The organism is Roseimarinus sediminis, assembly GCF_050433125.1.
GTDB lineage: Bacteria > Bacteroidota > Bacteroidia > Bacteroidales > Prolixibacteraceae > Roseimarinus > Roseimarinus sediminis.
On sequence record NZ_JBNPXV010000003.1, the window covers coordinates 25329 to 40214 of the forward strand.

Consider the following 14886-nt stretch of genomic DNA (forward strand, 5'->3'; position numbering starts at 1 on the left):
ATTCAATTCGATTAAATTTTATTAATCCTGAGTTTAATAATATTAATATTCCAAGTTGTTATTTTTAGGCGGCCTGCGGGCTGTACGCTATAGTTACCGCAACGGCTGCGGCATTCACAGGGCGCAGGCGGGGCTTCCTGCGGTCGCCCGCCCGCGCCCGTTCATGCATCGCACCCGTTTACGGTAAGCTGCCGCTCCCATCCCTGGCCGGGCAGTGCCCGAATTGGACGCAGTTTTTCAAAAAAAACGAGTGAGCTTATTCAACAAATGCCAGGCAGGGCCAATCGTATTACACAGAAGAAGAAATGACTTACTACAGGACAGCTTACGAAAACAAAGACTTACAGGTCAGAAATTTCCAAAAACATTCTCAATGGTAATTTCGATGGCTCCCCAATGATGTTTTTTATTTAGTTGAGAAGCAGGAATTACCTTATAAATCATCTTGTTGTTGGTAGCATTCAGTGCTTTTACATCGTTTAAGAGGTGTTGACCAACACTGTGTGCCCTTAAAAAAGCCAACGACTGCTGATCGAGTTCCTGCATTCTGTACAAATTAACCGTTTGCTTTTCATTGTTGTAATAATATTCCGACAACAACAGATCGCCAAATTCTCCATCGTAGGTTACAGGTTCAGAAAAAGGGAAAGCATCCTCAGCACCGTTGATCTTTATTATCAAACCTTTATTAGGAGTAAAATAGGCACTCAACTCCTCTTTTATGCTACTTTCAACTACCTTTACCAGTAATTGCACTGCGCGGGCTGATTCAATGGCATATTCGCGCAAACGGTAGGCATTTTCACCCAGTTCAAGCGTATCGTTACTCAGCTGATAATAAAACTCCAGGCGCAGATTGGGAAGCTCGGTACTGTCGACAAGCACATAGTCGAAGTGACAAACCACATTGCCACACACCACTTGCTTTTTGTTCAAATCATCAAGCGAGCTGCTCAGGCGCTTTCTGATGTCGGCTGCCTGCTCTTCAAGCAGACGGAGCATGCTGTCGGCTTGCTGTATCCGGGGCTGATACGTTCTTTCCCTGAAACAGTAAATGTCATCTTTCTTTTTTCGCTTTTTCCTTTCTGAAACAAAGAAACCCATTGGTTGATAAGGGTGTAAAACTAGGCCAAAATCATCCTTCGACGAATTAAAGAGCTTCCCCTGATTGCGAACTGATCCAAACTTTCCATCTTCTATTTCAGAATAAAAAATATCAAGTTTTCCCCTGCCACGATGACCATCGGAAGCGAAATACAGCCGGCCACCCTGATCAAAAAACGGGGTCAGTTCATTCTTGCGGGTGTTGATCGTTTCCCCCAGATTATACGGCTGATACCAGATGCCCGTTTTTCGAACCGACATGTACAGATCGGTTTTCCCCATTCCTCCGGGACGGTCGCTTGCAAATACCAGCGTATCGCCACCAACACTAATTGCCGGATGACCATCTGAAAAACCCTTCACCTTGTGGGGAAACATCGAAGCAAAGATCCAGCGCCCTGCTACCTTCCTGTAAATGGCAATGCCAAGCGTATAGGTCTCCACTTCAGAACTATCATTTTTGAAGCCGGGATGATCGACATCCGACACAGTAACAAAAAGTTCACCGGTGCGTTTACAATAACTTACAGGTCCGGCATGAAAGCCTTTTTTCCCGGGCAACACCACCTCTGCAGCTTCATTTTGTCCAATCAGGTGCAAGGGAATTTGGTAAAGCTGGAAGAAAAGCGCTTCCCGATCACTTTCTCCTGTTGGCACATCCGACGAAAAATACAAATGCCCGTCGATGAATGCCGGCCCAATTTCGTGATGCCTGCTGTTGATTTCCAAAGCTTCCAAAAGCAGGTGCTCATCATCTAAATCGAAGCGTTGTGCCAACACCGATTGAAAAATGCAAAGCGTCAGTACGATCAATATTGATCTGTTGATAGGGGAATTCATCGTTTTCAAACTAAATTAATTGATCTCAAAACATTTAAAAGTAACGTGGTGAAACATAGCTCACTTCTTTTCTCCTGAATTCAAAAGAAACAACAATTTCATGTGTGGCTGCCGCAAAACTGCTCAATCCGCCCATGTTCGAAAGATCGTAGGCATAGCCAATACGCAGCTGACGGGCGAGCAACAAATTGGCATTGAAACCGTATCCAATCTCCCTTCCTGTTCGCAGCATAGCACCCATCCAAAACCGACTGGCCAGCAAAAAGCTTAAATTGAAATCGGTCACCATCGGTGCATCCGTCCAGTAACGGACCATGCACGAGGGCTTCATGTCGATTCCGTCGGAGAGTGGGATTACAAAACCTCCCATGGCCAGCAGATGCTTCAGTTCAAACTGGTTGTTTCCGGTTTCGGCTTCGGTATTCAACAGCCGTGGAATGGAAAAGCCTGCATAAAACCGATCGGAATGAAGGTAAGTTCCCACTCCAAAGTTGGGTTTCCAGTAGCTTTCGGGCATGCCGGTAAAAACCGGATCGTCGACATCGATCAGTTTCAAGTCGGTGAAATTATTGGTAACATACAACATTCCTCCGCTCAATCCCAGGCGTAGGTTCACCTTTCGGTTTACCTTAATGGCATAGGCATAATCGACAAAAAGAGACTGATTCAGCAACATTCCAAACTGGTCGTTCATCAGCGTGAAACCCAAACCTGCTTTTTTCTTTGCCAGTGGTGTATGAAACGACAGCCAGGCTGTTTGAGGATGCTGATCCAGTTCGATCCACTGATTTCGTGCCAAAATACTGAGTCCGGCATAGTCCCAGCTACCTGCATAAGCAGGATTGACCGCCTGAACGCCAAACATATACTGACTAAGCATCGGCTCTGTTTGTGCAGGTACAGGCAAGCTGCTTGCCAGTACAAGCATTATTGTCAGAAATAAACCGCTTCGTATTCTAAGGATCATGTTTAACGCTTTAATAGGATCGTTTGCTTTACGAGTGTATCGGCCCTGAGTTCCAGAACCATAAAATACGCTGCCTCGGGCAGTGCTTCCCCCGGAATACCGTTGATCTCGAAGCGGCCGTCCCACCATAAGGGGTCTATTCCGTTTCCGGGATTTCCATATTCATTGCGGCTGAAAACCAACTGACCTGAGCGATTGTAAACATTCAACCGCGCATCGGGGTAAACTTCAATGCCAATAATTTCAAAGTAGTCGTTTTTACCGTCCTGATTAGGAGAAAAGGCATTGGGAACAAAGAGATCCAAGGGCCCGGCGCCTTCTTCCACATCGTCGACATACACAGTAAACAGCTCACTAAATGCCGATTGGTACTGATTAACAGCCTCCACTTTGATTTCATAAACAGCTTGTTGCTCATAATCGAATACAGCATAAGCATGCAGATAGCTGTTGGCGATAAAGAAATTGGCATTGTCGGGGTAAGCCGGATCATCGGCCAGCGAAAATTGATAAACCATACTTTCATCCTCACCTTCAACAGAAAATTCACCAATTAAATCACCCACTTGTCCGTTTTCGACAAGCCGATCACCCAACAATTGCATATTGATGGATGAATCGTCCACATCGCGGATATATATGGTGAATGAAGTTTCGATGAAGTTTTCCTCGCGATCGGTACTTTTTAAACGAATCTGGTATTGCCACCGGTTTTCATAATCGAAACGCTCGTTGCTGAGTAACTGGTCGCCGATGATGAAGAAACTGCCATTGTCTTCACTGCCCTCTCCTTCGGTTAACTGGTAAGTAAAACTGTTGTTGGGCAAGGAACTCTCGGTATACAAGGTGCCAACAATGCTACCAACAGGCATGTTTTCATTTATCAGCGAGTCACTAAGAAGCAAAGCTGTTGGAGGATCCTCACCAACATTCTCAACCATGATGGTAAAAGATTTCGTAAAGGTTTCTCCTACACTGTCCTCGGTACGGACCCTGATATGATAGACGCTTTTGCTTTCGTAATCGAATATTTCGTTGCTGTGCAACTGATTTCCGGCAATAAAGAAATGCACATTGTCTTCGCCCCCCTCGCCTGCTGCCAGGGTATAAAAATGCCAGTCGTCCAGATCGGGATCTTCCGTGCTAAACCTTCCAATTTCGGTACCCACAGGCATCCCTTCATCAATTGCCTGATTCGAAAGCGTAATATCGGTGGGAGGCTGAAAGGCAGCAGGCTTCAGTTGAAGGATAATGGACTCGGAAGCAATGACCAGATCAGGAACCAGTTCATTGCTTATTTTGCAGTGATAAGCCCCCAGGTCCCTCCCTCTGATATCGCGTAACTGATAAGAGGATTCACTGGCAGGATCCCCCAATGATTCTTCGCCAAAGAACCATTCATAGCGATTTTGTGTTCCTCCACATTCAATATCGAGTGTATAATTTACACCGGTGTCTAGCTGTACTACCATTCTTTGCCCGATATTGGCCTGTGGAGAATAATAGAAATACTTGTTTTGAAGCTCCATTTTATCTTCCAGGTCTTCAAAAGTAAGTTCATTGTCGTAAATACTAATGCTGTTAAGCGCAGGGTTGAAATTTAAACTATCGGCCAGAAAAGCAGTGAACTTATTCGATGACAAGGAAAGCACATCCAGTTTTTTCAATTGATTTAAAACTTTGGGAATGGTGCCACTCAACTGATTACGGTCGATTATCAGCGAAGTAAGGTTGCTCAGTTGACCTATCGCATCTGGTAGTGTTCCGCTGAGCTGATTAATGCTTAAATCGATCTGCCGCAAATTTTTTAATAATCCAATTTCTTCAGGAAGCACCCCGCTTAGCTGATTGATTCTCATGTCGAGAATCTGAAGTCCGCTCATATTTCCTATCGAAGAAGGAATGGTATCGCTTAATTGATTCATTTCACAATAGAGGTACCTGAGTTTTGTTAACTGGCCGATCTCCCAGGGCAGTTTACCACTCAGCCGGTTGTTATTCAGGTACAAATACAGCAGGTTGTCCATGTCGCCCAACTCGTGTGGTATTGCACCTGAAAATTTATTGTAATGCAGATAAAGATGGGTGAGCAAATCGAGCTGTCCCAGTTCGGTCGGAATACTTCCTGATAAATTATTGTAATGAAGGTATAAATTCCGGAGATTGCTCATTTGCCCAATTTCGGGCGGGAGCTCACCTTCGAGTTGATTAGAACTCAGATACAGCACCAGCAGTTGCTTAAGTTGACCCAGTTCGGGAGGCAGGTTCCCGCTCAGTCGGTTCGATTGCAGATAAAGGTATTCGAGCTGGGTCAGCTTTCCAAGCTCGGATGGAATAGCACCACTTAACTGATTTGAATACAGATATAGTCGTTTCAGATTGGCCAGATTTCCTAATTCAGCCGGAATCTCACCTGTTAGTGTGTTTCCGTACAGGTACAAATATTCTAAATTAGCAAGCAACCCCAGTTCAGGAGGTAACTGACCTGTAAGACGATTGCTACGCAGGTTCAACAAGGTAAGCTGATCGAGTAGTCCAAGTTCTGCGGGCAGGGTTCCGCTAAGGTTATTATCATAGAGTACGATTTCGGTCACTCTGTTATTGACCACCTTTATTCCGTGCCACTTATCAACGGTACTTGTCAGCCAATTGGTGCGGTAAGTCCATGTCTCCCCCTTGCTTGTTTCATAAAGGGCGACCAGCGCAAGCGAATCACTTTTAATCACGCTTCCTGCTTGCGGAGAAGCAGAATTAACACGACAGGGACCTACTACCATCCAGCTGAAAAGTACAAATCCAATGATACCCTTAAGGTAATTCGGAGAGAACACTTTCACGTTTATTTGAGGGTTAATACAATTGTGTTAAAAACAACAGGTGTTTTTCAAGCCACAATTTCAGCAATCAAGGTGTGAAATCAAAATATTTGGCTTGTTTTTTTTATTAATTTCAATCCTTTTAATAAAAGGTATACAAACTGCCCACTAAAACCTTATTGCTTTCTATTAAAGATGCTTACACTCTAAAACAAAGACATTAATAACTTCAGTTCATCTTTTCACTTTCCATTTCTTACTACAAAACTTTTCTTATTTTTAAGGCTAATCAAAAGCAGTAGTAACAATGAAAGATTTTTCAGAGAAAAAAGCAGAAAGAGCATACAACAGAGGCCAGCAGCAGTTCAGTGAAAACGATCTTCCCAGGGTATTAAATAACCGCGAGCGCATTAAAAGCAAATTTCTAAAAAATGAGAAGCTGGCTTCCTATCTCGAAGAATTCAAACTTTTCATGTCGATGCTCAGCGATTATTATCATCGCAAATACAAAGCCGTCCCCTGGTATGTGATTTCATCGATTGGGGCCACCATGCTTTATGTTCTGACTCCTATCGACATGATTACCGACTTTATCCCCATTGCCGGCTTAATTGACGATGCTGCTGTTTTTGGTGTATGCCTCAATCTGGTTCGCAACGAAGTTGAAAAATACAAGGAATGGAAAGCTGCTAAGGCGGATGAAACAGAAAACACACAAGCAAAGCAACAAACATAGGTCACAGACCACCCGGGGCACCCAACTGACGGGCATAAAAAAAGGTTGCCTCTTTCGAAACAACCTTAAGCGGTGCGGACGGGACTCGAACCCGCGACCCTCGGCGTGACAGGCCGATATTCTAACCAACTGAACTACCGCACCAAATATTTTGATCTTAGGTATTGAAAAAAAATGCGGTGCGGACGGGACTCGAACCCGCGACCCTCGGCGTGACAGGCCGATATTCTAACCAACTGAACTACCGCACCATTTTACTTTCAATACTCAATATTTCGCTGAACTTTCCTTGTTTTCAAAGGCGATGCAAATATATACCTTCTTTTCTTTTCTGCAAATAAAGAACACGAAAAAAAAGCCGTCGCATTTCATTATTATCATTACACCTTCATATTAAGGAAAATAAAAACTAAATTGATAGCACAGCATATTTCAACATGAATCAGCAGAAGCATAAAAGACTGCATCATGAACACAAAAGATAAACAAAACCTGCCGCCCATTTTTCTTGTTTCGGGCGGAAAAGGGCTGGCCGGTCACACCATGGTCCAATCGTTGCTGATACAGTATCCCGAAAACATTGTACCGGTTCATATCAAGCCCAATGTACAAAGTATCAAAAAAATCAGGGAAGTTGTAAGCGAAGCAGCTGCTGAGCGGGCGCTCATTACACACACCATGGTCAATCGACAACTCAGAAAAGCACTGATCGAAGAATGTGCCCGGCAGGGCGTGGCAGAAATCGATTTTATGGGACCGCTGGCCAATTATCTTGAAGAAGAACTGGGACTGGAATCAAAAAGTGTTCCCGGCCTCTACCGGCGCATCAATGCCCGGTATTTCGACCGGATCGACGCCATGGAATTTACGCTTGCCAACGACGATGGCATCAATCCGAAAAAAATCAGGAATGCTGAAATTATTCTTACCGGAGTTTCACGTGCCGGAAAAACACCACTCAGCATGTACATGTCGATGTTTGGCTGGCGGGTTGCCAATATTCCACTGGTGCTCGGCATCGATCCTCCCAAAGAACTTTTTGAAGTGGATCCACGAAAAGTATTTGGCCTGCGCATATCGGCTGTTCACCTGATCGCCCAGCGTGCGAAAAGACTCAAGAACATTAAAAACACCAGCAATACTTCTTATATCGATCAACGCAGGGTGAACGACGAAATCCGCTTTGCCGAAAGAATTTTCGAACAGGGCCGCTTCACTGTCATCAATGTAACCAATAAGCCGGTGGAAACTTCGGCCAACGAAATCATCGGAATTATTGCCGATCGCTTTAATTTTAAATCAGGCAAAGTAAAAGATGTAGATGATTAAGCTTATATTTGAATAAAAAACAATGGAAACAACTAACAATTGTGAAAACTGTCCTATGAGGGCAAAATACGATGCCAGGCCCAAATCGTTTGCCGGCCGTTTCTGGCGCTGGCACATTAATTTCTGTCCGGGTTGGAAGAAATACATGTTATCACTTGATGAGCAAAGGCGAAGTGAAATTGCCACCCACTACAAGCAAAAAAAATGGATGCTGAATTAATCGGTGTTTAAAAGAAATCGCGCATTCCTTCTTCAATGAATTCGTATTTCCAGGCTTCGAACAACAGCGGATGATCGGGAATTACCTTTCCATCATCTTCCATCATTGCCAGGTATTTTTCGATCAGTGAGCGGCCAAGCACAAGGGGCTGGGTGGCCAGACCTTCATTGATCTGATATTGCTTTTCACCCATACTGAAGCTGCGCCTTCCTTCGATGAACTGTGTATTTTCGATCATACGGCCCGAATAGGTAATAACAAGCTCGTCCAACTGATCGAGCATTTCGGCCAGCCTGCTTAATGGCAGCAAGTGCCGCTTTCCACCGATGCTGCCTTCAATGCTTCGGAGATATCCGTTCAGGGTAGGCTCCTCCCCTTCGTTTTTCAGCAAGGCAGCCATTTTATTTCTGAAACCAGCCTTCTGAAAACGGTTTTTGTATTGAAAGTTGCAGTAATTCACACCAATGGGGAGTTGCTTCTCAAACACATATTGTATGATTTCGAGTGCACAAAGTTCCGATTCGGCTACTACCGGTTGCTCACCGTGCAGGTAAGTGTATTCGTGCTGCATCAACTTAGCGGAATTATAGGCCGTAAGCCGAAGCTGGTGCAGGTTCAGATTGCTCACCCCAAGGCTGCAAAGTTCAGGCAAAATCGCCAGCAATTGTTCCTTGTGCCCGGGTACAGCCGGTATTTCGACCGTAACATGCGGAATGAAACGGGCAGCATTTTGTAACACTTTAGTATGGTAGTTGACCGCCCCCAGGTCGAAACGAATCTCATCCAGACCAGCTTCGCCCAACAACTGCAACTTTTCATCACTGATTAATATGCCGTTGGTGTACATCCAGATGTAAATAGCGGGATCGCACTTCGAACGCACCTGGCGAAGAAACTCCAGGGTACGGTCGAAAACCATCAGGGGTTCACCCCCACTAAAGCTGATGCCCTTAAAACCGGTTCTGTTGATGTATTCGACATACGAATCCGGATCTTCGAAAAGCAACTGCTGGGTTTGTGGCAGCTCATCGCTGTCCTGCCGGGCCGGACAGTAAAAACAACTGGCATTGCATATCCCCGTAATGAAAAGGCACGACCATTCTCCCTGTCCACACAACTCACAACCTTTCGACAACTGATTTACATAGGGCTTTGTGCCTTTAAATTCCCATTCAATTTTGCCAGCCAAAGCATTGAACAGTTTCTCGCGTTGCTCATCGAGTTCAACCGAGCGATAAGGGTGATACCAGTTAATTTCATTTCCATTTTGCCTGTGATTCAACTCACTTGCGGTGGCAATCTGGTTAAGGTGCCCCAGGTATGTTTTCATTTTTTACAGAAAAAAGTGGTGTAAAATGCGGCCTCTTATTTTAGCATCCATGTCGTGAAATCCTGCTTCAGGTTTTCAAAATCGAGCAGGTATTGCCGAAGGCCAAACGGCAAATAACAAGAAAAGGAACGATTAGAGTTCTGAAAAAACAAACAGACAAATCAGGATTTTCTGAAGCTGTGAAAACCCTTTGTTATTGGTGGTCAATTGATTGATATAGGTCATTGTCTGTAATCCAAAATTTAAAATAAAAGCAGACCTGTAAGCCGGGTTCTGTATTCCGGTTTGCACCGGAACTTCTATCATTTATCTTCGCAACCTACCCCTCCTGAATCTTTCAACAAGTTGAAAAACACGACGGGCCGCCGTATGCTCTCGCCTTCAGGATATATTTGGTCTTGCAACCTCAGGGACCGGCAGCATGCGGTATCACTACCGCAACTGGTGGGCTCTTACCCCACCTTCTCACCCTTATCCCGTCAATGACAGGACGGTTATTTTCTTCCCGGTTACCATGCCCTCACGAACATCTCCTCCCGGCTTGCGCCAGGAAAGAGCAGAGTGCCCTGTGTTGCCCGGACTTTCCTCCACACCAAAGGCGTGGCGATAGAACGGTCTGCTTTGCCGCAAAAGTAATCATTTCGTCAGTATATCGATGATCGACAACGAAAAAGAAATCTTATTTGCGACGCAGAATGACCATGGTCGCGCCAAAGCCATATTCCTTAAACGAGGCATCCTGTGAATGGAAACGGGCATATTTCGATTGAAGGCGCCTTGCAATTTCCTGCTTTAAAACGCCGTTGCCCACACCATGAATAAATACGATGCGTTTCGCCCTTTTTTCGATCGCGTCGTCCATTTCACGCTGAAATTTATCCATCTGGACATCAAGAATCTCACGGTTCGAAAGCCCGCTGGTGCTGTCAATCAGCTCATCGATGTGCAAATCAATCTCAATTAAGTCGGGGACAGTACTCACTTTCTTTGCTGTTTCGGCGGGGCGGTTTTCCTTGTCTTTCTCTGCAACAATTTTCTTAAAATCCCGGTCGGTTAATTTATCGATCTCTTCTTTTAACGGATTGCTTACCAGGTCAAAAATCATGGCATTTCCATCGAAAAAATCATTGGCTGTAAAACTCTTCTCCTTGTAAAATTTTACGGCATTCACGCTCACTTCCTTCACCACCGGATCGACCAGTTTTTTTGCCGATTTCATATAAGGAATGATGCTGAAATAAAACTTCGGAAGTTTGCTCAAATCGCTTTGTGACAAACCTTCAACATAATTTTTAGTATTGGGCTCCAGCGCTCCTGCATCGATGGTCTCATATTTTTCACCATCGAAATGTGCATAATGATACAGCAGACTGAAATTGCTGTCGTTAATGATGTAAATTTCTATTTCACCACCAACCGGATTTTTTTGATCGACAGGATAAAAAGCCATGAAAAATTTTGGCTCATCATTGCCAGGGATTATTTCGGGCTCATGCTCCGGCTCGGCGGCTGCTGTTTCCTGCGGTTTCTGTGGTTCGGCCGGTTTTGAAAAATCGCGTCTCACCGGGCTGTATTGTTCCTCTTCTTCCACTTTCAACAATTCGCTAATCATTACCGGAATTTCGAAACCGTCTTCATTCTCTACAACTGCTATATTTTTGCTTTGAAAGCCTGTGATGCGGCCTCCGCCCACATCGTTCAAAAACTTCACTTTATCTCCTGTTTTCAACATATCGTTTCATTAAATTGAAGCAACAAAGTTAAACCAATTTTACAATCACCTGTAGTTAGTATGATAAAATAGGGGTTCGTTCAATTTTACTATTTTTGCAGGCGTTTTGAAAAGCAAATGTGACGACAAAAAAAGATAAATGAACCTACCTGCTGAAATAGAAAAACTCTCAATAAGCGGCTTCGATTACGATTTGCCCGATCAACGTGTTGCCAAATATCCGCTGGAACAACGCGATCGGTCGAAGTTGCTGCTTTGGAAAAAGGGTTCCATCGAAGACCGGCGTTTCACCGATTTGCCAGGCTTGCTGCCTCCCCGCTCCAAACTCATTTTCAACAACACACGGGTCATCAGGGCGCGGCTGCACTTCCGTAAAACCAGCGGAGCACTGATCGAACTGTTTGTGCTCGATCCGCATGACCCGGCCGACTATACCCAAAGTTTTCAACAGACCAACACCTGCACCTGGAAATGCATGGTTGGCAACCTGAAAAAATGGAAGGAAGGTCCGTTGTTTCTGAGCATTCAAATAAAAGAAAAGGAACTGCTGTTGAAAGCCGAAAAAACAGGAAAAACAGGAAACAGCCAGTTGATCCGTTTTAGCTGGAACCATGAAGAATTCACCTTTTCTGAAGTACTCGATGCAGCCGGGAAATTACCCATCCCTCCCTATTTACACCGCGAGACCGAAGACATTGATCTAACCCGTTATCAAACAGTATTTTCGAAAATTGAAGGATCGGTAGCTGCACCAACTGCCGGACTCCATTTCACCGACGAAGTACTTGAGCTGCTCAGCAAAAATGAAATCACCACTGCTGAACTGACCCTGCATGTAGGCGCCGGTACTTTCCAACCGGTAAAAAGCGAAACCATCGGACTGCACGAAATGCATACCGAACACATGTTGATAGATAAAAGTCTCATCGAAGAGCTGATCGGCCATAAAAACCAGCTGATTGCAGTGGGGACTACCTCGGTGCGAACCCTCGAAAGCCTTTACTGGATGGGATCTAAAGTATTAAAACAGCCTGATTTGTCAATAGCCGGGCTCGCTGTTACCCAGTGGGAACCTTATCATACAAGTACTGCAATTAGCCGACACGAAGCACTTGAAGCCCTGCTGGCTTACCTCAGCCGGCAAAATGCCCGTCAGCTGTACTCGGCCACCAGCATCATTATTGTTCCGGGTTATACTTTCAGAATGATCGATGGCATGATTACCAATTTTCATCAGCCTCAAAGCACCCTGCTCCTGCTTATTTCGGCTTTTATCGGTGATGAATGGAAAAAGGTATACCAGCACGCACTGGAAAATAATTATCGTTTTCTGAGTTATGGCGACAGTAATCTGTACATGAAGGAATAAAACATTATCGTATGCAGGAAGGAAGCAAGCAAGCTGTTGCCGCTAATTTTTCTTACCTTCGGAATTGAAAAAATCGCAAGCAATAAATAAACTATAGCATGATCCTAACCGGAACCCTGATTAATGTAACGACCGTAATCGCCGGCAGTTTGCTGGGTTACGTATTTCATTCGCGTTTGCCCGAACGCATTGTCAAAATAACTTTTCAGGCCATCGGGCTTTTCACCATTTACATTGGGATAAGCATGACCATGAAGACCAATGAACTGCTTTTACTCGTTTTTAGCATGGTAATCGGATCGGCTCTGGGCGAATGGATCAACTTGGATCGGTCTATCAATCGCTTCAGCGACTGGGTCAAAGGCAAACTGAATTCAAACAACGAAACATTCTCGGAAGGTCTGGTAACTGCATTTCTTCTTTTCTGCATTGGATCGATGACCATACTGGGTGCCTTCGAAGAAGGCACCATGGGAAAATCGGACCTGCTCATTGCCAAAGCCGTCATGGACGGATTCAGCTCTCTGGCATTGGCATCTGCATTGGGTATTGGCGTTCTGTTTTCCATTTTCCCGCTGTTTATTTTCCAGGGGGGTCTCACCATCCTTGCTTATTTTTTGGGCAACCTGATGCCCGATCCGGTAATTAACGAGATGTCGGCAACCGGCGGCTTACTATTGATCGGGCTGGGAATTTCGATCATGGAAATCAAAAAAATCAAAGTGATCAACATGCTGCCTGCCTTATTGGTAGCTATTCTGCTGGCCTATCTTTTTATCTGAACCTCTTTAAAAGCAGCAAGATGACAACATCCGAAATACTTAGCGGCTTATTTGAAAAGCAATTCAAACAGCAGCCTGAAAGCATAAAGCAACTGCCGCAATCAGGATCCGAACGTATATACTACCGGCTGCAAAATAGCCAATACTGTGTAATCGGAGCTTTCAATGCCAATGAGGGAGAAAACGAAGCCTTTTTTAGTTTCACCGAAACATTCAGAAAACTTCAGTTCAGCGTACCCGAAATACTGGTCATTGCCCCCGACCGGAAACATTACCTGCTCAGTGATCTTGGGGATGAAACTTTATCGGATTACCTGAAGCGTTCTGAAAAGGGAAACAAGCTGGAGCTCTTTCAAAAAATACTTGACTTGCTCTTAAAAATCCAGCTAGAAGGCGGGAAACACATCGATTTTGGCAAGTGCTATCCACGAGCGGCCTTCGACTGGCAATCGATCTTCTGGGATCTTAATTATTTCAAATATGAATTTCTGAAGCTGGCTGCAATTCCCTTTGACGAACAGGCCCTCGAAGATGACTTTCACCGGCTGGCCAACAAGCTGCTTGAAGCCGGGCAATCCTTTTTCATGTACCGTGATTTTCAGTCGCGCAACATCATGATGAAAGATGACGAGCCCTGCTTTATCGACTATCAGGGTGGAAGGAAGGGGCCTCTGCACTACGATGTTGCCTCACTGCTTTACAGTCCGAAAAGTGCGCTCGATGAAGGTGAGCGTGAGCAACTGCTTCTTTTCTATGCAAAGTCGGCCTGTCAACTTAGCAATGTCGATCTTCAGACGTTCAAAAAACAGTTCTACGTCTTTGCGCTGATCAGGATATTGCAGGCACTGGGAGCCTATGGTTTCAGGGGACTTTATGAGCGAAAGCCCGGCTTCAGCGAAAGCATTGCAACAGCAATTGGCAACCTGAATTCACTTTTCAACGAAAACAAAATTGCAGTTGAATTGCCCGAGATCAAAAAGATTGCAGCCCGTTTGCAGGCATCAAAATGGGCCGATCAATACCAAGCCGATCCTGACCAGCTCACCCTGAGAATTACCAGTTTTTCTTACAAGAAAGGAATCCCCGATGACCCATCGGGCAACGGAGGCGGCTTTGTATTCGACTGCCGTGGTCTGCCCAATCCGGGGCGCCTCGAAGCCTACCGTTCACTTAGCGGCCTCGATTCCGAAGTAATCAACTACCTTGAACAATATCCTCAGGTAGCAACATTTCAGAAGCAACTAAGAAAGATCCTTGAAATCTCCATTAACGAATACCTGACCCGTGGTTTTAAGCACCTGTGTGTCAACTTCGGATGTACAGGGGGGCAACACCGCTCGGTGTACCAGGCTGAAAAATTTGCTGCCTGGGTGAAAAACAATTACCCGGTGAAAGTCGTTTTGCTACACAACGAAGAAAAACACTGGAGCAAAAAATAACATGAGCAAAACACAATGTAGCAAAAAGAATTATCAGGCACCCGATGAGCCAAAATACATATGCAAAAAATGCGAGCGACTGGCCAAGAAAGAAGATAAACTTTGCAAGGCCAAAAAACTGAAAAAAGCCAAAAACTAGAAATATTTCTTACTAAGCATCAACCCTGTTAAATCTTCTATTTTTTTAACAGGTTAAACTTTTCCCTTTTTGTCCTTTGACCA

Annotated in this window: 11 protein-coding genes, 2 tRNA genes and 1 other RNA gene; 6 read left to right on the plus strand and 8 right to left on the minus strand. The window is 44.7% G+C overall.

Annotation, left to right across the window (positions count from 1 at the left end; all coding sequences use genetic code 11):
- Positions 1–348: 348 nt before the first annotated feature.
- The 3 genes from FHS86_RS04740 to FHS86_RS04750 are packed head-to-tail and all read right to left on the minus strand — an operon-like array spanning position 349 to position 5742.
- Positions 349–1944 (minus strand): TolB-like translocation protein, encoded by a 1596-nt coding sequence (locus FHS86_RS04740; protein WP_429411676.1) that lies wholly within the window; start codon positions 1942–1944, stop codon positions 349–351.
- 34 nt (positions 1945–1978) lie between these two features.
- The gene (locus FHS86_RS04745; RefSeq protein ID WP_429411678.1) at positions 1979–2911 is read right to left on the minus strand and encodes a PorP/SprF family type IX secretion system membrane protein; all 933 of its coding nucleotides are present in this window, start codon (positions 2909–2911) and stop codon (positions 1979–1981) included.
- 2 nt (positions 2912–2913) lie between these two features.
- Complete coding sequence (locus tag FHS86_RS04750; protein ID WP_429411680.1) at positions 2914–5742, minus strand: leucine-rich repeat domain-containing protein; 2829 nt, start codon at positions 5740–5742, stop codon at positions 2914–2916.
- Positions 5743–6034: 292 nt separating this feature from the next.
- On the opposite strand from FHS86_RS04750, the gene FHS86_RS04755 reads away from it, so the two are divergent.
- Complete coding sequence (locus tag FHS86_RS04755; RefSeq protein ID WP_429411682.1) at positions 6035–6463, plus strand: YkvA family protein; 429 nt, start codon at positions 6035–6037, stop codon at positions 6461–6463.
- A 70-nt stretch (positions 6464–6533) separates the two neighbouring features.
- Here the strand turns inward: FHS86_RS04755 and FHS86_RS04760 are convergent.
- Positions 6534–6607: transfer RNA gene (locus tag FHS86_RS04760), tRNA-Asp, on the minus strand.
- Positions 6608–6640: 33 nt separating this feature from the next.
- Positions 6641–6714, minus strand: a tRNA-Asp gene (locus FHS86_RS04765).
- 217 nt (positions 6715–6931) lie between these two features.
- Here FHS86_RS04765 and FHS86_RS04770 point away from each other — a divergent pair.
- Both FHS86_RS04770 and FHS86_RS04775 read left to right on the plus strand, forming a co-directional pair.
- A complete protein-coding gene (locus FHS86_RS04770) occupies positions 6932–7792 on the plus strand; it encodes a pyruvate, water dikinase regulatory protein (protein ID WP_429411684.1) in 861 nt (286 codons plus the stop codon).
- A 22-nt stretch (positions 7793–7814) separates the two neighbouring features.
- Entirely contained in the window at positions 7815–8012 is a 198-nt protein-coding gene (locus FHS86_RS04775) for a hypothetical protein (RefSeq protein WP_429411686.1), read from the plus strand.
- A gap of 7 nt (positions 8013–8019) precedes the next feature.
- Here FHS86_RS04775 and FHS86_RS04780 read toward each other — a convergent pair whose 3' ends face one another.
- The 3 genes from FHS86_RS04780 to FHS86_RS04790 form a co-directional block, all read right to left on the minus strand.
- Positions 8020–9342 carry a radical SAM protein gene (locus tag FHS86_RS04780; RefSeq protein WP_429411688.1) on the minus strand — a complete coding sequence of 441 codons (1323 nt, stop codon included), beginning with the start codon at positions 9340–9342 and terminating at the stop codon, positions 8020–8022.
- A 246-nt stretch (positions 9343–9588) separates the two neighbouring features.
- Positions 9589–9965: RNase P RNA component class A (rnpB, locus tag FHS86_RS04785), an RNA gene on the minus strand.
- Positions 9966–10021: 56 nt separating this feature from the next.
- Entirely contained in the window at positions 10022–11074 is a 1053-nt protein-coding gene (locus tag FHS86_RS04790; RefSeq protein WP_429411690.1) for a Smr/MutS family protein, read from the minus strand.
- A gap of 139 nt (positions 11075–11213) precedes the next feature.
- Between FHS86_RS04790 and FHS86_RS04795 the strand changes: the two genes are divergently transcribed.
- From FHS86_RS04795 to FHS86_RS04805, 3 genes are all read left to right on the plus strand, one after another.
- The gene (locus tag FHS86_RS04795) at positions 11214–12443 is read left to right on the plus strand and encodes an S-adenosylmethionine:tRNA ribosyltransferase-isomerase (protein ID WP_429411692.1); all 1230 of its coding nucleotides are present in this window, start codon (positions 11214–11216) and stop codon (positions 12441–12443) included.
- A 98-nt stretch (positions 12444–12541) separates the two neighbouring features.
- Positions 12542–13225, plus strand: a complete 684-nt coding sequence (locus FHS86_RS04800) for a DUF554 domain-containing protein (protein ID WP_429411694.1) — start codon at positions 12542–12544, stop codon at positions 13223–13225.
- 20 nt (positions 13226–13245) lie between these two features.
- Positions 13246–14664 (plus strand): RapZ C-terminal domain-containing protein, encoded by a 1419-nt coding sequence (locus FHS86_RS04805; RefSeq protein WP_429411696.1) that lies wholly within the window; start codon positions 13246–13248, stop codon positions 14662–14664.
- Positions 14665–14886 lie beyond the last annotated feature (222 nt).